General features: G+C 63.7%; 15 protein-coding genes and 1 tRNA gene. 6 read left to right on the forward strand and 10 right to left on the reverse strand.

What is annotated here, in order from left to right; translation table 11 throughout:
* Positions 1-72 precede the first annotated feature (72 nt).
* Positions 73-2832 (forward strand): pyruvate dehydrogenase (acetyl-transferring), homodimeric type, encoded by a 2760-nt coding sequence (gene aceE, locus ACLI1P_RS09505; RefSeq protein ID WP_411708695.1) that lies wholly within the window; start codon positions 73-75, stop codon positions 2830-2832.
* Between the two features lie 73 nt (positions 2833-2905).
* Here aceE and ACLI1P_RS09510 read toward each other — a convergent pair whose 3' ends face one another.
* The gene (locus tag ACLI1P_RS09510; protein WP_411708696.1) at positions 2906-3934 is read right to left on the reverse strand and encodes an alpha/beta fold hydrolase; all 1029 of its coding nucleotides are present in this window, start codon (positions 3932-3934) and stop codon (positions 2906-2908) included.
* A gap of 26 nt (positions 3935-3960) precedes the next feature.
* On the opposite strand from ACLI1P_RS09510, the gene ACLI1P_RS09515 reads away from it, so the two are divergent.
* Positions 3961-4257 carry an acyl carrier protein gene (locus tag ACLI1P_RS09515; RefSeq protein ID WP_411708697.1) on the forward strand — a complete coding sequence of 99 codons (297 nt, stop codon included), beginning with the start codon at positions 3961-3963 and terminating at the stop codon, positions 4255-4257.
* Positions 4254-5036, forward strand: coding sequence for an HAD-IIA family hydrolase (locus ACLI1P_RS09520; protein WP_411708698.1), 783 nt, complete (start codon positions 4254-4256; stop codon positions 5034-5036). Before ACLI1P_RS09515 ends, ACLI1P_RS09520 begins: the two co-directional genes overlap by 4 nt.
* Positions 5037-5061: 25 nt before the next feature.
* Here the strand turns inward: ACLI1P_RS09520 and ACLI1P_RS09525 are convergent, their stop codons facing one another.
* The 3 genes from ACLI1P_RS09525 to ACLI1P_RS09535 all read right to left on the reverse strand — a co-directional run bounded on the left by ACLI1P_RS09525 (position 5062) and on the right by ACLI1P_RS09535 (position 7176).
* Positions 5062-5457 (reverse strand): hypothetical protein, encoded by a 396-nt coding sequence (locus ACLI1P_RS09525; protein ID WP_411708699.1) that lies wholly within the window; start codon positions 5455-5457, stop codon positions 5062-5064.
* Between the two features lie 340 nt (positions 5458-5797).
* Positions 5798-6601, reverse strand: coding sequence for a serine hydrolase domain-containing protein (locus ACLI1P_RS09530; protein ID WP_411708700.1), 804 nt, complete (start codon positions 6599-6601; stop codon positions 5798-5800).
* Between the two features lie 20 nt (positions 6602-6621).
* A complete protein-coding gene (locus tag ACLI1P_RS09535; RefSeq protein WP_411708701.1) occupies positions 6622-7176 on the reverse strand; it encodes an excalibur calcium-binding domain-containing protein in 555 nt (184 codons plus the stop codon).
* Positions 7177-7340: 164 nt separating this feature from the next.
* Between ACLI1P_RS09535 and ACLI1P_RS09540 the strand changes: the two genes are divergently transcribed.
* Positions 7341-8990 (forward strand): alkaline phosphatase D family protein, encoded by a 1650-nt coding sequence (locus ACLI1P_RS09540; protein WP_411708702.1) that lies wholly within the window; start codon positions 7341-7343, stop codon positions 8988-8990.
* A gap of 56 nt (positions 8991-9046) precedes the next feature.
* On the opposite strand, the gene ACLI1P_RS09545 is transcribed toward ACLI1P_RS09540, so the two are convergent.
* The 5 genes from ACLI1P_RS09545 to ACLI1P_RS09565 all read right to left on the reverse strand — a co-directional run bounded on the left by ACLI1P_RS09545 (position 9047) and on the right by ACLI1P_RS09565 (position 15182).
* Entirely contained in the window at positions 9047-10621 is a 1575-nt protein-coding gene (locus ACLI1P_RS09545) for a mechanosensitive ion channel domain-containing protein (protein ID WP_411708703.1), read from the reverse strand.
* A gap of 42 nt (positions 10622-10663) precedes the next feature.
* Positions 10664-12250, reverse strand: coding sequence for an ABC transporter substrate-binding protein (locus ACLI1P_RS09550; RefSeq protein WP_411709713.1), 1587 nt, complete (start codon positions 12248-12250; stop codon positions 10664-10666).
* 25 nt (positions 12251-12275) lie between these two features.
* A complete protein-coding gene (locus tag ACLI1P_RS09555; protein WP_411708704.1) occupies positions 12276-13343 on the reverse strand; it encodes a trimeric intracellular cation channel family protein in 1068 nt (355 codons plus the stop codon).
* A 35-nt stretch (positions 13344-13378) separates the two neighbouring features.
* Positions 13379-13455, reverse strand: a tRNA-Ile gene (locus ACLI1P_RS09560).
* A gap of 224 nt (positions 13456-13679) precedes the next feature.
* Positions 13680-15182, reverse strand: coding sequence for a helix-turn-helix domain-containing protein (locus tag ACLI1P_RS09565; RefSeq protein WP_411708705.1), 1503 nt, complete (start codon positions 15180-15182; stop codon positions 13680-13682).
* A gap of 208 nt (positions 15183-15390) precedes the next feature.
* Here ACLI1P_RS09565 and ACLI1P_RS09570 point away from each other — a divergent pair, with 208 nt between their 5' ends.
* Positions 15391-16719 carry an AAA family ATPase gene (locus tag ACLI1P_RS09570; RefSeq protein ID WP_411708706.1) on the forward strand — a complete coding sequence of 443 codons (1329 nt, stop codon included), beginning with the start codon at positions 15391-15393 and terminating at the stop codon, positions 16717-16719.
* Positions 16720-16780: 61 nt separating this feature from the next.
* On the forward strand, positions 16781-17200 hold the full coding sequence (locus tag ACLI1P_RS09575; RefSeq protein ID WP_411708707.1) for an organic hydroperoxide resistance protein: 420 nt from the start codon (positions 16781-16783) through the stop codon (positions 17198-17200).
* A 93-nt stretch (positions 17201-17293) separates the two neighbouring features.
* Here ACLI1P_RS09575 and ACLI1P_RS09580 read toward each other — a convergent pair whose 3' ends face one another.
* Positions 17294-17719, reverse strand: coding sequence for a hypothetical protein (locus ACLI1P_RS09580; RefSeq protein ID WP_296133055.1), 426 nt, complete (start codon positions 17717-17719; stop codon positions 17294-17296).
* Positions 17720-18204: the final 485 nt, after the last annotated feature.

Here is an 18204-nt window from a genome sequence, read left to right on the forward strand (position 1 = left end):
GTGAGGTTTCTCCCCATTTAGTAGGCGCGTATTCTAGATAACGATCTTTGTACCACTATCCAGGAGGATTCAATGGCCGATTTGGACGCCGTCAAGGGTGACTCCAATTTTCCCATCGTTCGTGACGGTGTAGCTGCATACCTGCACGACTCCGACCCGGAAGAAACCCGCGAGTGGATGGACTCACTCGACGGTTTGCTTGATTCCTCCGACCCGGAGCGCGCCCGCTACCTCATGCTGCGCCTGTTGGAGCGCGCGACCGCGAAGCGTGTACCTCTTCCTTCCCTGACGTCCTCGGACTTCGTGAACACTATTCCTACCTCCCTCGAACCGGAGTTCCCCGGCGATGAGGAGCTGGAGAAGCGCTACCGCCGCTGGATCCGCTGGAACGCGGCCATCATGGTGCACCGCGCACAGCGCCCGGGCATTGGCGTGGGCGGCCACATCTCCACCTACGCGGGCGCTGCCCCGCTCTACGAGGTGGGCCTGAACCACTTCTTCAAGGGCAAGGACGATCCGTCCGGCGGCGACCAGGTCTTCTTCCAGGGCCACGCCTCCCCCGGCGTCTACGCCCGCGCCTTCATGGAAGGCCGCCTCACCGAGGAGGACATGGACAGCTTCCGTCAGGAGCACTCCCGCGGTGAGGGCAAGGGACTGCCCTCCTACCCGCACCCGCGCCTGATGCCGGACTTCTGGGAGTTCCCCACCGTGTCCATGGGCCTGGGCCCGATTAACGCCATCTACCAGGCACGCTTCAACAAGTACCTGGAGACCCGCGGCATCAAGGACACCTCCAAGCAGCACGTGTGGGCGTTCCTGGGTGACGGCGAGATGGATGAGCCGGAGTCCCGCGGTCTGCTGCAGATGGCGTCCCTGTACGAGCTGGATAACCTCACCTTCGTGGTGAACTGCAACCTGCAGCGCCTAGACGGCCCGGTGCGCGGTAACACCCAGATCATTCAGGAGCTGGAGTCCTTCTTCCGCGGCGCGGGTTGGTCCGTCATCAAGGTCATTTGGGGTCGCGGCTGGGACAAGCTTATCGACGCCGACAAGGAAGGCGCCCTTGTCAACATCATGAACACCACTTCCGATGGTGATTACCAGACCTTCCGCGCCAACGACGGCGCCTACGTGCGTGAACACTTCTTCGGCCGCGACGAGCGCACGCTCAAGCTGGCGGAGGACCTCAGCGACGACGAGATTTGGGCCCTGCGCCGCGGCGGCCACGACTACCGCAAGATCTACGCCGCCTACGACAAGGCGCTGAGCTACGCCGGCACCGGCCGCCCGACGGTCATCCTGGCCCACACCATTAAGGGCTACGGCCTGGGCCACAATTTCGAGGGCCGCAACGCTACCCACCAGATGAAGAAGCTGACGCTGGAGGACCTCAAGCTCTTCCGCGATAAGCAGGGCATTCCGATTACGGACGAGCAGCTGGAGGCAGATCCGTACCTGCCGCCGTACTACCACCCGGGCCCGGAGACCCCGGAAATCAAGTACATGCTGGAGCGTCGCAAGGAGCTCGGCGGCTTCCTGCCGGAGCGTCGCGAGAACTTCGACACGCTTACCGTTCCGGATCTGTCGAAGCTGCGCTCGGTGCGCAAGGGCTCTGGCAAGCAGGACGTGGCCACCACCATGGCGCTGGTGCGTACCTTCAAGGAGCTCATGCGCGATAAGGAGCTGGGCAAGCGTGTTGTGCCGATCATCCCGGATGAGGCCCGCACCTTCGGTATGGACTCCTGGTTCCCCACCCTGAAGATCTGGAACCCGCGCGGCCAGAACTACGTCCCGGTGGACCACGACCTGATGCTGTCCTACCGCGAGGCTACCGACGGCCAGATCCTCCACGAGGGCATCTCCGAGGCCGGCGCTGCCGCCTCCTTCACCGCGGCGGCGACCTCCTACGCCACGCAGGGTGAGGCCATGATCCCGCTGTACATCTTCTACTCCATGTTCGGCTTCCAGCGCACGGGCGATGCCTTCTGGGCCGCCGGCGATCAGCTGGGCCGTGGCTTCATCATTGGTGCGACCGCCGGCCGTACCACCCTGACGGGTGAGGGCCTGCAGCACATGGATGGCCACTCCCCGATTTTGGCGTCGACCAACCCGGCGGTGGAGGTCTACGACCCGGCCTTCGGCTACGAGATCGCGCACCTGGTTCCGCGCGGTATCGAGCGCATGTATGGCGAGGACAACGAGCCGATCATGTACTACATCACCGTGTACAACGAGCCGGTCAAGCAGCCGGCCGAGCCGGAGAACCTGGACGTCGAGGGCCTGCACAAGGGCATCTACCACTACAACACCGCCGAGTCCGGCTCCCTGCCGGCCAACATCCTGGCCTCCGGCGTGGGCGTCTACGAAGCACTGCGTGCCCAGGAGATCCTGGCGGAGCAGTTCGACGTGAAGGCCTCCGTCTTCTCTGTCACCTCTTGGGTGAACCTGGCTCGCGACGGCGCCGCCCGCAACAAGGAGGCGCTGCGCAAGGGTGCGGAGCCGACCGAGGCTTTCGCCACGAAGCAGCTCAAGGGCTTTGAGGGCCCGTTCGTCGGCGTGTCCGACTTTGCCACGGACCTGCAGGAGCAGATTCGCCCTTACGTCCCGGGTGACTACATCACGCTGGGCGCGGATGGCTTCGGCTTCTCCGATACCCGCGAGGGCGCTCGCCGCTTCTTCAACACCGACGCCGAGTCCATCGTCGTCGCCGTCCTCGAGGGCCTGGCCCGCGAGGGCAAGGTGGAGCGCTCCGTCGTGGAGAAGGCTGCCCGCGACCTGAAGCTGGATGACCCGACGGCTACCTCCTCTACGTCTGACGTCGAGGAGCAGTAGTTAAGCACCGCTTAGGGCCCTCACTGATGGATACATCCCCAGATCCCTCCCCAGGGATCGAGGAGGCCCTCCGTTAGTGAGGGCCCTGTGCCTTGTCCACGACTGCCTTCAACACGCGGCCCAGGGCCTTGGAGACCTCGTCGGGTTCTTCCAGGATGACCATGTGCCCAGCGCCGTCAATGACGGTGCGGGCGGCCGCGGGCCAGTGGCGGGCGATGACCTCGGACTGGCGCTTGGGCGTGACGATGTCCGCGGAGCCCACAACGATTTCTCCCGGGATGTCCCGCAGCCGCGCCGCAGCGCCGAATTCAGAGTGCTCCACCAGGTCATCGAAGAAGCCCGCGTAGCTCGACATGGGGGTGTCGAGCAGCATGGAGACGTGGAACTGGAGCTTGTCCATCTGCGGGAATCCCTGCAGCAGTGCCGCGAAGGCCGGGGCCACCACGGCGGCAACCTCAAAGCGCGCGCTATTGGCCTTTTCTGGCAGGCGCAGGCAGGCGCGGTACAGCGCCTTCATCAGGTGGGATTCGAGGACCCGCGCAAAGCCGGCCGCGGCGAAGCGCTGGATGGAAGTGGACACCAGCACCATGCCGGCCACCCGCTCCGCCACCGACCGCGGGGCGCGGCGCAGGAGGTTGAGCGCTATCATGCCGCCCATCGAGTGGCCCAGAACCACCAACGGGCCGTCGGCGGCGCGCTCAGCAATAACAGCGAGGACGTCATCGGCCGCGCCAGCCACGGTGCACTTGGCGGGGGTGACGTGGGTGGATTGGCCGTGCCCGCGGACGTCGACAAGCAAGCACCGCACCTGCGGGAAGTGAGCGCGCACGTCGTTGACTTGGGCGTAGAAGCTCTCCGCGGACAGGCAGTAACCGTGGATGAATACGGCGGTGGCCGCGGCATCCTTCGGGCCGGCCTCGTACCAGGCCACCTGCACCCCGTCGTGCTCGATGACGCCGGAATCACTCAGCTCGGTCAGCCCCGGCTCCGTGGTGAGATCATGCAGCTGAGAGTGGACCATATGCTCAACGCGGCGCTGGGCCGGGCGGACCCGGCGTGACCAGCTGCGCGCGATGGCGGAAGAGCGTGCTCGAATAACCATGACGATTCAATACTAGACTGAAGGACATGGCTAATGACCTCTCCGCACAACTCCACGCCAAATTCGGCGCCACTGCCCCGACCAGTGAGGAGCCCGCTGCCGATTCTTACGGCGAGCTGACCCGGCTCATCACCAAGGTCACGGGCGTTGACGAGGGCCTCGAGCGCGAAGCCCGCCTGGAGGATCTCGGGGTGGAATCGCTCGAGCGCATCGAGCTAGCCGTTCGCATCGAGGAATCCTTCGGGGTACGCCTTGATGAGGAAACCATGCTCACTCTTTCCACCGTGGGCGAACTTGCTGACTATCTGGAGGAACACTCGTGATTTCGTATCTGTCTGACATGGACGGCGTCCTCATCAAGGAAGGGGAGATGATTCCCGGCGCGGACAAGTTCATTCAGGCGCTCAAGGACAACAACATCGAGTACATGGTGCTCACCAACAACTCCATGTCCACTCCGCGGGATCTAGCCGCACGGCTGCAGAACACCGGCCTGGACATCCCGGCGGAGCGCATCTGGACCTCTGCCACCGCCACCGCCGCGTTTCTGTCCACCCAGGCGGGCCTGTCCACCGCCTACGTGGTGGGCGAATCGGGCCTCACCACCGCGTTGCATGAAGCGGGCTGGATTCTCAACGATACTGACGCTGACTTCGTGGTGCTGGGTGAGACCCGCACCTACTCCTTTGAGGCGATTACCACCGCGATTAACCTCATCCGCTCCGGCGCGCGATTCATCGCCACCAACCCGGACGTCACCGGCCCGGCACCGCAGGGCGTCCTTCCGGCCACGGGCGCGGTCGCAGCCCTCATCACCGCCGCTACGAACCGCGAGCCGTACTACGTGGGCAAGCCGAACCCGGTCATGATGCGCAGCGCGCTGAATAACATTGGCGCGCACTCGGAGAACACCGTCATGATCGGTGACCGCATGGATACCGACGTCAAGTCGGGCCTGGAGGCCGGCATGCGCACCATTCTCGTACGCTCCGGTATCAGCGATAACCACGAGATCCAGCGCTACCCGTTCCGCCCCAGCCGCATCATCGACTCCGTGGCGGAGCTTCCGGAGCGCATCCTCGATCCCTTCGAGCAGGACTAGCAGCGGCTCCGCACGCGCGCTATTTCTAGGCGCGCGTAACCGCGGCGTGGAAGCCGTACTCCCCTGCCACCAGGCCCACCGCACTATCGAGCGCCTCCAGCTCACTGGGCGTGCCGGTGATGACCTGGTGGCAGCCAATTCCCGCGGGCGTGGTGCGCCCGCTGACGGGATCCCAACCGCCATCGCGGTGCCAACGGGTACACCACTGCGCGGTCAGCGGGTCATCGCCCGGAACGATGAACTCACTTTCCGTGCGAATGCAGCGCGCCATGGCACGCTCGATGGCCGGGCGCAGAGTGCGGGGCATGCCCGAAATCTGCAGCACGGCAGTGCGGACCTCACCGCTAGCACGGTTCGGCCATTCTTCCGCAGCGCTGAGCACCGGCGGGTGCGCCGACTGCGGGTGAACGCGAAGATTCACTCCTTGACTCCTTTGACGTCAATGACGGCACGCCGGAAGGACCCGGCGCAAGACGAGCTTCGTCTTCCCCTACGAACTTGCCTTGTCATTTAGTCATCTCACGCCACATTGAGTGACAGTGAGCGTCAATGTGCCCACAATTTTCCCCCGCCACTTCCACCCCAACAACCCTCAACCTGCACTTAAGCCCCCGCTGCCTCAACCTGACGTTGAGACTTTCTCCGCCAATCGGCGCCACATGATTCACATCAGCAACACCAGCACTCAGCTACCCCAACAGTTGCACGAATTTATACTCCTCCGTCACCCCCGCTAGCAGCCGACGGGGAGGACAGCCCACCTAGCGACGCTGAAGGTCCTCCCACACCGCCGAGTTCGTCTCCGCCCACAGCGGCTTGCACCAGTCCCCGAAGTCCCTATCGGTCAGGGCCACCATGGCCCACTCGCCGGCCACCCACAGGTAGGTGCCGCTCATGCCGAAGTGGCCGACGGCATCCGCCGGCAGCGCCCCCATCCACTGCTCCTTGTCCCCGTGAATCTCAAACCCCAGTCCCCACGTGCAGTCCTTGAAGCTGCCGTAGCCGGGCACGATGCCGCGCAGGCCTGGGAATTGCACGGTGCGCATTTCCGCGACCGTCTGTGCGGCCAGAAGCCGCGGGGACTGCACCTCCGCGGCGAATGCGGCGAGGTCCTCCACTGTGGAGACCAGCCCGTGTCCCGCGGAGCCCTCCAGCGTGGTGGCGCGCATCCCCAGCGGCTGGCACACACCCTCCGCCAGGTAGTCCGGGAACGCAATCTCGGTGGCGCGCTCAACTTCCTCGGCGGCCCACTCGTAGCCCGCCGAGGAATAGATGCGGCGCTGCCCCACCGACTTCTGTGACTCCCGCGTATCAAAGCCCACTCCGGAGGTGTGCGCCAAGAGGTGGCGCAGGGTGGAGCCTTCTGGACCGGCGGGTTGCTCCAGCTCCACAGCGCCTTCCTCCACTGCCAGCATCACCGCATAGGCGGCCACGAGCTTGGTCACGGACGCGACCGGGAAGCGGTGGGAGGCATCCCCCACCTGCTCCACTACCTCGCCGCGGTGCACTAGGGCACCGGCAACGGTATCGACGGGCCAGGACTCAAGGGAGGAAAGTGCGCTCATGTGCCCTAGCTTAACGGACTTTAGCGCGGATCGATCTCGCAGCCCACACCGTCGCCTTCACGGTCAAACTTGGACCGAAATCCCGGCTCCCCGTAGCGAATCGGACGATTGATGGCGTTCCACACATCAGTGCAATTCTGGTAGGCCGCCGCCGGGCGCGGTGCGGGAGCCGGGGCCGGCGCAGGCGCGGGAGCAGGAGCCGGCGCAGGTGCTGGAGCCGGGGCCGGCGCAGGGGCAGGGGCAGGTGCGGGTGCAGGAGCAGGCGCCGCCGGGGAAGGAATGATGCCCGGCAGCGGGTTCGGAATCAGGCCCTGCTGCACAGCCCAGAACGCGCCACCGGCAGCGGCGGCGAGCACCGCGGCGGTAATGCCCACACCCAGAGCGATCTTCTCACCCTGGGAAGAGCCCTCCTGCTCGGCATCGGCAGGACCGGCCGCATCGGTGTCAGAGGGCGACTCCGCGCCAGGGGCCACCGCGCCGACGGCAGCGGCCGGCTCGGCAACCTGCGCGGAGGCTGGGATAGTCATGGATAGCGGCAGGGAAACAGCAATGAGAGCGCTGGCAATCTTCTTCATAATTCTAAGTTATAGACCTCTCAGCGCCGGAAAGGAATCACGCGGGACCCCGGGGGTGGCCGCCACGTAAAGCACGTAACGCCCAGGAAAACTTCACTTAACCGGCGAAAGAATTCTCGCGCTAAAAGTTGCGAGCCTCCCGCAAGCGAGAAACCTTTAGAGCTATGCGCCGCTCTTTCACTCGCCGCCGCCTCCTCCACGCCACGGGCCTGGCTACCGCCACGGCCGCCTCTCTTGCTAGCTCCGCCGCACACGCCGCGGATCCCACCACCTCCTCGGCCCTGGGAATGGTGGAGCCGCCGGAGGGCACCCCGCCCTTCCTCCACGGCGTTGCCTCGGGAGATCCGATCCCGGATTCGGTGGTGCTGTGGACCCGTGTGAGCCCCACCCCGGAGGCGCGCCCCGGCTCCGGGACCGGCCCCGAGGTCACGGTGGGATGGGAAGTGGCCACCGATGAGGCCATGACGCAGGTGGTCCAGCGCGGCAGCGTGCAGGCCACTGCGGAAAGCGACCACACCGTCCACGTGGACCCGCACGGCTTGTGCCCAGACACGGTGTATTTCTACCGCTTCACCCTGGATGGCGCGGTCTCCCCCGTCGGCCGCACCAAGACCGCCCCGGCGCCGGATGCGTCACCGGATGCCCTGACGTTCGGTGTTGCCTCGTGCGCCAACTGGGAGTCGGGCTTTTTCACCGCCTACAGTGACATCGCCCGGCGCGGGCGTAGCGGGCAGCTGGATTACATGGTCTTCCTCGGGGACTACCTCTACGAGTACGCCGCCGAGACCCACGCAGGCTTCGGCCCGGTGCGCCTGCACCACCCGGCGCACGAGATCGTGACGTTGGCGGATTACCGCACCCGCTACGGCCGCTACCGCACCGACCCGGAGCTCCAGGCGGCGCATGCCGCGCTGCCGTGGGTGGCGGTGTGGGATGACCACGAGATTGCCAACAACAACTGGTCCGGCGGCGCCGGAAACCACGACCCAGCCACGGAGGGCCCGTGGGGCCAGCGCCAGGCCGCGGCCATGCGCGCCTACTTCGAATGGATGCCGGTGCGCGCCACGTCCCCCTCGGAGGCCGGGCACCTCTATCGTTCGCTGACCTTCGGGGACTTGGTGGAGCTGACCATGATGGATCTGCGCACCTACCGCGACCAGCAGGTGTCCTGGAACCCCGTAGCTTTTGGCCAGGAGGGCCGCACCATGCTGGGCTCGGAGCAGTATGACTGGCTGCTGGGCAAGATTGAGACCTCCCAGGCCGCGTGGAACGTGCTGGGCAATTCCGTCATGTTTTCACCGCTCAACCTGGTCACCCTCCAGGACAATGCCACCACCCGGCAGGTTTCCTCGGCGCTGACGGACAACATCACCGGCATCCCCGTCAATGGGGATCAGTGGGACGGTTATTCGGCAGAGCGCCGGGCGCTTATCGACGTCCTTCAGGCCTCCCCCGCCAACGCTCTCTTCCTCACCGGTGATATCCACACCGAGTGGGCGCACACCATTTCTAAGGGTGGCGACATCGTGGGCGCGGAGTTGGTCTGTGCTTCGGTGACCGCGCCCAATATCAACGAGGCCCTGCACCTTCGGCAGGGAAACTCGGTGACCCGGCTGGCCCGGCAGATCCTCTTGGCCGGCAACCCACATTGCCGCCACGTGGATCTGGATAACCACGGCTATAGCTACGTCACCATCACCCGCGAGGAGGCCCGGATGCACTGGCTCCGGGTGGACGATATCTTGACGCCGGGCTCCCCGGTCCGGGAGGCCGTGGCGCTCACCTTCCGCCCGGGCACTGGCTTCGTGAACTAGCGCCCAGGGCCTAGCCAGGGCCTAGCGCAGGGCCTAGCGCAGGGCTACTGATGGGACTAGTGGGCGGCCGTCGCCGCGGTGGTCTCTGCCCCCGGCGCCGGGGTGTGCGTCGCGCCCGCGGTGGGCGCTGCCGGCGCGGTGGTGCGCTCCGGCTCCGTGAAATTCTCCTGGCCGTTGCTAACCGTGGTCGCCGTGGCCGGCTCGGTCAGCGCGGTGGTGCCGGTGGGCTGCTCGGGCGCCATCGTATCCGTCGGGGCGGTGGCCTCGGTGGTATCGCTCTCCTCCGTCAGTGCTGTCGGCTCCGCCGGCGCAGTAGAGGCCCCGGGCTCTGTGGTGGCTTCTGTGCCCGGGGGCTGCGGCGCGGCTGACTCCGGGGCGTTGCCGCTGCTCCAGCGCGCCGGCGAGAGCCAGCCAGCGCTCGTCCCATCCGGGTTCGCGGAGGCCAACAGCAGCAGGCCCACCGCGGCCACGCCAGCAAACAGCGCGGTGGTGGACGCCCGCACGCGCCCGCCCAGGGTCCAGAAGTACTCCCACTTGGACTTCGGGGTATCCGCGCGCCAGATCCCGCGGCGCGGCTCGTCCTCCTCCTCGTCCTCAGCGGGGTCCTTAAAGGCAGGCTTGCCCGGGCCATTGTCGGTGTTCTCGGTGGCCGTAGCCGTGGCGGCAGCCTGCTCCGGGGAGTCCGCGGACTCATCATCCGCAGCGCTCGCGAATACCTCCGTGGGCGCGGCGCTCACGGAATCAGAAGGGGCATCGTCGGCGGTGGGGGCCGGGGAGACGTCGTCAAGCACGGCGTCCGCCGTCGGCAGCTTGTAGTGGTCCCAGAACGCCGCCAGCAGCGCCGAGCGGATGGCGCGCTCCACCGCCCACTGGCGCGCGGGGTTGACCTGCACCAGCACACGGTACTTCACCTGCCAGGGCTGGCCCGCCGCCGTCGGCGCCACCAGGCCAGTGGCCGGCAGGACGTCGAGCTCGCCCGCCACGTCTGAGCGGATGTCCGCACCGCGGATGGCGCGGTGGGAAATCTTCTCCACCTGGGAGGTGATCGCCGGCAGGGACTCGCCCTCGTGCACCGGGATGGCAATGTCCACCACGGCGCGGGACCACTCCTGGGAATAGTTCGTCACCACGCCCGCCGAGCCGTTGGGCACCATGACCACCTCACCGGTGGGCGTGCGCACCTTCGTCGTGCGCAGCGTCAGGGACACCACCGTGCCCTCCACGCCCGTCACGCCGTCGAAGCTGACGTAATCGCCCACGCCGAACTGCTTCTCCGACAAGATGAAGAAGCCCGCCAGGAAGTCACCGATGATCTTCTGCGCGCCGAAACCGACGGCGGCAGAAACCACCGTGGCCGGGATGGCCGCCCCCAGTGCCGGCACGCCCAGGTTGGACAGCGCGGCGAGCACCAGGAGGAAATACGCCACTGCCTGGGCCACGTAAACCAGCGCGCCGGCCAGCGCCAGGCGGGCCTTGGTGGTCTCTTGGTTCTCATCCAACCGGGATTCAATGATGCGCACGGCCAGCCGGCCAATACGCGGAATGAGAATCGCCGTGAGCAGCATCCCTGCTAGCGGCAGGGCGTGGTCCACAATGGCCTGCCACGCGGCGAAGAGGTAATACTTCAACATTGGCGCCAGCGTAGTCTCCCCCGCTGAAAACGGACTGGGAGACTACTTGCGCTGCAGGTTGTGATAGTCCGGGATTGGCTTCCAGCTAAAGGATGCCGGCTCGATGTCGGTGCCGTAGCCGCCCACCGCGTTCGGCGTCCACAGCGGGATGGCCGGCATGGCCTCCACCAGCAGGTCCTGGGCCTGGGAGTAGTACTCGCGCTCCTCGTCCTTCGTGCGGGCCTCGCCCGCCTTTTGCAGCAGCTCGTCGTACTCGGAGCTGCTGAACCCGGACTCGTTGGCCGCGGAGTGGGAGGCAAAGAGCGGGCTTAAGAAGGTGATCTCATCCGGGAACTCGGCCTGCCAGGAGGTGCGGAAGGCACCGGTGATGTGGCGGGCGGTGACCTCGTGGCGCAGCTCCTTAAACGTGTCGAAGGGCTGCGGCTCCGCGGAGATCCCCAGGGTGGCAGAGATCTGGTCCGTCACCGCGCGCACCCACGGCCCGTGGCTGCCATCGTTGTTGTAGGCCACGCTGAACGTGCCCTCAAACGGATCGAGCTTTTCTGCCTCGGCCCACAGCTCCCGCGCGCGGTCCGGGTGGTACTCAAAGAAGGACGTGTCCTGCGGCCGCGACGGCTCCGTGTTGCCAATGGGGGCCGAGAAGCCGCGGGCGGGTGTCGCGGTGCCGTGGAACAAGTCGCGCGTAATCTTCTCGCGGTCAATAGCCATGGAGAGTGCCCGGCGGCGCAGCAGCCCGGCCTCCCCGCGGAAGTTGGAGTCATTGGCGGGAATGGTGATTTCCAGAATCGAGGAGGTGGGCTGGTTCACCGCCCGCTCCCCCAGATCATCCTGGAAGGTGGTACGGCGCTCGTCCGGGATGAGGGTGAGCACATCCAGGTCATCATCAAGCAGGTCCTGGTAGGCCTTATCGACGTCGCGGTAGACCTTGAACTCGATGCCCTCGTTGCGCGGGGTGCGCGGCCCGTCATACTTCGGGTTGGGCACCACAATGAGGGATTTATCGTGCTCCCAGGAGGCCAGCTGGTACGGGCCGTTGCCAATCGGGTCCTCCCCGCGCTCGCTGAGCTTGTCCTGGTCTTCGGAGCGCATGGGGAAAAACACCGAGTACCCCAGGCGCTCGATGAACCCGGCGGTAGGCCGGGAGAGCTTAATGCGGAAGGTCTTCTCCCCCGTCACCTTCAGCCCGCGCATGGTGTCTTGGCCCTCGTTGTAGCCCTGGATGGGCTCAAAGTTATGGGCGGCCAGCAGGGACTGGCGCACCGCGGTGTTCCACGTGGCCACGAAATCCTGGGCGTCCACGGCGGAGCCGTCCGCGAACACCGCATCATCCCTAATCACCACGTCATAGGTGGTGTCATCAACCTGGGTGACGGATTCCGCCATGTCATTGTGCGGGTTGCCGTCCTTGTCCAGGTACATCAGCCCCGAATAGAGCAGGTTAATAACGGTCTGCCCCGGCACGTCGGCGGAATCCGCCGGGATAAGCGCGGTCTGCGGGTCAGAGGTATCCGTAATGATGAGGTCCAGCCCCGACACGTCCACCGCGTCGGGCTCCGTGGTGCAGGCACTGCTTGCCGACGCCACCGCGGCCGCCGTCAGCACCGCCACCACGCGCGCACGTGTCTTCATCACCTTCATCACCTGCCTTTAGCATTTAATCATCCCTTTTTTCGTACTTTCGCACAAGCTTCTCCACCAATTCATCGGTGAGCCTCTCGTCCGACAAAATCAGGTCTAGCATCTCCCTCGGCGAGGAGCCCGTCGGGTCTTGTTGATCATAGGAATCACCGGTCAAGTCCACGCCGAAGTCCGACTGGTTGTCCGCCTGCGACTCGGCTTGTGCCTGCGCCATCTCCGCGACTTCTTCGTTGAAGGAATCGAGGAACTCGGACGCGTCGACAGCCGCGTCCGCGCGCCGCTTGCCCGCCCGGACCTCGCGCTCGATACGGCGCTGCAGGGCCTTCTCCATCTGACTGTGCCGCCAGGAGCGCAGCTTCGTCGGCTCCAGGCGGCGGCCCACCGCACGCCCCTTGTTCTCCGCCTTGCGCGCCAAGACCATGACGTGCGCGGCGGTGTCATTGACCGGCGCCCACTCCTGGCGTGCTGGTACGCGCCAGCCCACCCAGATGCCCAGCAGGGTCAGCACGAAGGAGACAACCGGGCCCAGGATGACTCCCCAGGCCAAGTACCCGGAGGAGTTCGCCCCCAGCACCACCAGCGCGCACGCCACCGCCGGGATCACCGTCGGGGTGTTGTCACCAAAGACGGCCGGCTCGCGGCCCATCGCAATGTCACGGATCATGGAGCCGCCCGTGGCGGTGAACACGCCCATCATGATGCAGGGAATGAACGGCAAGCCGTACGCGATGGCCTTGAGCGCGCCTGTTGACGCCCACAGTGCCGAGACAATCGCATCCCCATGCGACTGCACATAATCCCAGGTCTTGCCCTTGAAGTACACGAAACGCGCAAGGATGGCGCCGGCGAACGCCAGGTACAAGTACTCCGGCTGGCTCATCGCCGCCACCGTGCCGCGGTTAATGAGCACGTCACGGATCATGCCGCCGCCCAGTGAGGAGAACATCGCGATGAAGAAGAATCCCACAATGTCATAGCCGCGCTGGCGGGCCATGGTGCCGCCAATCATGCCCATGAGGAGGACACCGATGATATCGGACCAGTAATACAGAGACTCGATCAACGGGTCCATCTCAACACTCATGTGGGCTATAGTATCCGCCCTGGATAGCATCGCAGTGGTGGGGCCACCGGGGCTCGAACCCGGGACCAACGGATTATGAGTCCGTAGCTCTAACCGACTGAGCTATAGCCCCGCGTATTCCCTATTCGAGCACCCGTACCGACAACCAGCCAGATATCGGGCGCCGCGGGGAATCCGCTCCCCGCAACATTAATCGGCGGGGTGAGGAAACAGCAATTCCCACCAGGCTAGGGACTAGCGAGATTTCCGGACCGCCGCACTGGCCGAACTACTTTTTTGGGTTCCACATTTTAAGCCCACAGCAGGTAATCGGCACATAACGAAGATTGCGAGGCCTTAGGCCTCGCTGCCTAAGAGCGGGCCAATGAATTCTCCAACGGAAGGCGGAAGTTCTGACCAGTACCCTGCATACCTGAGTGATTCGTTACGCGCAGAATTAAACACCGTTCGAATCCCACGGGCAATGCTGAGGTCGTCGGATTGCCCAAATAATTCGTGACGCACACGCGCATCAGTAGAAATATTGATAAGGATAGGGTCCACGCGACGTTGATTTCCCGATGCCGATGCAGGGTATCCCCCGGCCATCCCCTTTCCTTCAACCTCGACCAAGAGACAATACAAGAAGTCAAATTGTGCCAGCGAGTTTAACAGCTCATCGTCAGGACTAATGGCTTCAATTGCTGGTAGGCCGTCTTCATCGATATCTGGGCGCAATGTGCCTTGAGTCGCAAGAATCTTCCGAGCAAGCGTAATCATCATCCCACCAGTTTGCGGAGGAAATAAGTTTGCTCTCGAGGCCGCAACCTGCGCATGCCGAATCCACGAGGCCCAGACATATGTGCCAAATTCATCCCGATAGTTCTGCAAGACTAGTTCACGGATAAAGGTCCACTGTTGGGTACGCAGGGCAAAAGCTCCGACTATGTAGGCGTAAGTGGCGTACTGAAGCTTCATCTCGGGAGATGTTTCCCCTTGTGAATAGCTCCTCACTAAATACCCAACGCACAACCTTGCCACATCTTGCTTTTGAAACCACAGCGCTTGAACTGCAAGAACGCTAACTCTTTCTATTGCCAGCTCCTCTTTTTCTTGAGACAGATTCGAAGACGCTAGCGATTGCAAAAACTGCTCTATCCTGACGGACACACCTGAAAGCAACTGATTCTCAACTGTGTTGACGAATGCTTCAAGTGGCATCTCTAATGAAAGAGGAAGGGAGATTACTCGCCCAGTTGCGTCCTGTTCTGTAAGACTCTTGGCTAGCTGGACAACAAGCGCATCAAGATTCTGTCGTGTTTCCACACGAATTCGTTCAGCATAGGAAGCAAGCAGTTCTTCCCAATGCTTGAATCTAACTGCAACGTTTTGAGGCCCTTCCCTTACGACCAAATCCCCTTCCCGAAAAACGCTCTTAGTCCTATTCCTAGCGTCCTGGTATTGACCATCTTTACTGAATGGAACCGGCAACCCTGATTGGTGAGCATGAACAAGAATAACTACGATCTCATACTCGTCTATTTCATGAAACTGTGATGAAATGTGAATCTCTGGCTCAATGTACTGCCGCACCATAGAGCCGAGCGATGCACCGTCAAAAAGACCTCGGTTTTCGATGCTCCCTTTTTCGAGCACAAGGTTTGCATCATCATCAAGCCCGAGAATGATGTAGCCACCAGAAGGGCGATTCCCCATGCTTACAATGTCTTTGACTAAGTTGAGTTTGTCTCTTGAGTTTCTAAGATCAAGGTTTGATTTGAACTCAAGATTCGTGCCTTCGGGATAATTTCTTAGCTGCTGAAATTTTTCAAGATCGGTGCGTCCGTCGATAATCACCATAGGTCTGAGCCTATCGCGCAGATCGTATTTAGTTGGATTGGGTTCCTTTCAAATGCTTCTACTGATTCGACCAAACCGACTTATTCCAGCTTTCTAGGGTTCCTAACCGCTGCATGTGAGAGATGTCTCATATTTTCTAAAGCGCCCCCACTGGATCGACCCCCAACAACCCCCGCACGCACCCGCCCGACCTTGTAGCGTGGCCTGCATGAGGCTCCTCTCCTTCAGTGTGTCGAACTTCCGCAGCATCCGCGCCACCCAAACACTTTCTCTGTACCACCACTGGCGGCACTCCACTCCGCCGGAGGACGGCTGGGATTTGGTGAGCCAGCCGGTGACGGTGCTGGTGGGCCCGACAGCCTCCGGCAAGAGCAGCGTTTTGGACGCCCTAGACTTCGCGCTGCGGGCCATTGCCTCCTCTGCTACCTCGTGGCTTGAGGGTGCGGCACCCAACCAGCTGCCGCACAACCCTTTCCGCCTGGACCCGCGCACGCAGGCGCTGCCCAGCACGTTTGAGCTGGAGTTCGACGTCGCCGGGGTGCGCTACCTCTACGGCTTCCAGTGGAGTTTTACCGGCGTCCACGCGGAGTGGCTGAGCAGAGTGCCGTCCAGTAGGTGGTCGCCGTGCTTTGTGCGATCCCGTGGGGAGGAAACGCAGTGGACGCGGACGTTTATGTCCCGGGGAGACGTCGACAAACTCGGCCCAGTCACCCACACCGAGCTGATCCTGTCCGTGGGCTTGCGCAAGGACCACCCTGTGCTCGCCCCGCTCGCGCGCGCCTTGGTGGACAACGTGGCCTACCTCCCCCACTCCCGCGCTTCCCGCGGCAGCGCCGAGCGACTCACCCAGCTCATGCGGGAGGGCACGCTGCGCCTAGAGGAGGCCGGGCCGCTGCTGCGCGCCGCCGACCCCAACATCCACTACGTCCGCTTGGACCAGGAGTGCATCCCGGAGCACTCCTTCCGGCAGCTGCGCCCGGTCATTGCCGCGCTGAGTAGTACCGATGGCCCTGCCCCGCTTGACGACGCCTCCCTGACCTACTCCGACGCCGAACTCACCTCGCTGCTGTACGCCGTGATGGTGGAGCACCGCGGCGAGGCTGCACACTACTGCCTGGGCATCCTCGATGAATCCGGCGGCACGCGCGACTGGCTGGCCACCACTCCGGTGCTACTCAGCGTCCTGCGGCGCGGCGGCATCCTCGTTGCCGACGAGCTCGACGCCACGCTGCGCCCCGCCCTGCTGGACTTTATGATTCACGCCTTCAACGACCCCACCATCAACGTCCACGGCGCCCAGCTGGTGTTTACCTCCCACACCTACAGCGTCCTGGAGCGCGCCAGCGAGCTGGGCCTGGACCCCAACGGCTTCTGGTCCGTAGACAAGACCGCCGCCGGCGAATCCTGCCTTACCCACGGCACCGACGAGCACCTGGCTAGCTTCTCCTCCGCGCGCAGCCCACTCAGCCAGCGCTCCACCACCGCCTCCCGCGCAGCGTTGGACGCCCTGCGCGCGCTCGTGACTGCCGGCTCTTAAGAATTTCGGATTTGCAGCGTACAATCATTGGTGCAAATTCCCTTGCACGAAAGGATTCATCATGACCGCTGTCTACACCACCGAAGCACTCTCCACCGGCGCCGGCCGCGATGGCCGCACCGCCGTCCAAGACTCGGACCTGGACTTCACCATGGCCGCCCCGAAGGAGCTGGGCGGCAGCGGTGAGGGCGCCAACCCGGAGCAGCTCTTCGCCGCCGGCTACGCCGCCTGCTTCCACTCCGCCCTCACTATGGTGGCCAAGGACAAGGGCGCGGACGTCACCGACTCCGCCGTCGGCGCGCGCGTGACCCTCAACAACGGCTCCGAGGGCTTCTTCATCAGCGTGGAGCTTGAGGTCACCATCCCCGGCGCGGACAAGGAAACTGCGCAGGCGCTTGCCGACGCCGCCCACGAGGCCTGCCCCTACTCCAAGGCCACGCGCGGCAACATTGACGTGAACGTGACCGTGGCGGAGGACTAGGTCCCTGCCGCAGCGGTGTGCTCGGACGGGCGCGGAAGCTTTCTCACGTAACGGGCGCATCGCGCTCGTTCCGCCCCGAGAAAGCCGCCAGCGCTATTTATCCTTTGCCCTTCTCTTGGCTTCTCTGCGCTCGCGCCGTCGAGCGCGCTTTTTCTTGCGGATGTCAACGACCCAATGCGGAACAAAAGGCCACGGAAGCGGAACTCCGACCGCTCCTGTGAATCCAACGGCTCCGATGACGAGAGCTGCCGTGAGCACTACCTTCAGCACCATGTGCACAAACTCGGGAGGATTAGCACTCGCGACCAACCCCGCGGCACCAGCAGCGCCCATAATGAGCGAGCAGTAAGGATAGATAAAGAGGACGCCGTCACTCGTCGCACCTATAGAGTCGCCAGCGTCGTACCACGACTCCGATCTGGGCTCCCTCCGCACGTCCCGGATGTAGTAGGTCCAGTAGAGCACCATGACAAGCACTGCCCCGGCACATACGAGCAGCCCGGTAATATCCTCGTCCATAGAATGGCCTCCTGCGGGTGCTTGATGCGGTATGTAATACGACGCTACCAACGCCCGCTGTGTAAGGCATGAGGTGAAAGCGAAATCTAGATGAAAGCACGCACCTGGCCCTAGGACACATTCATGTAATCAGGCTTTTGTGGTCCTTGCAGTCCGGCGAGCTTGAGGCTGCTTTCCCTTGGCGTGTCCGGCTTCCGCATCATCCACGCCACGTAGACTTCCTTACTTTCAGTCTGCTCACCATCGCGTCCATTGCCACCGCTAAGCTTGCCGACGCCTCTCCCGGTCCGTCAGCTCCATTGCAGGTAAATAGTCTCTGAATGGCAAGAGGTCCGTGAACAGCTTGCTGGATTCGGTACTCTTGTGCTGGCCGCGCCGTAAACTTCCGCCGCGTTGTCATTCAGCAGTTTGACCGAATCACCCGCGATACCGCTGACAAGCAATGAATCTCCGCAAACGTGCATGTCTTTCTCAGCGCAAAGATC

This window comes from Corynebacterium tardum, assembly GCF_046717785.1.
Classification (GTDB): domain Bacteria; phylum Actinomycetota; class Actinomycetes; order Mycobacteriales; family Mycobacteriaceae; genus Corynebacterium.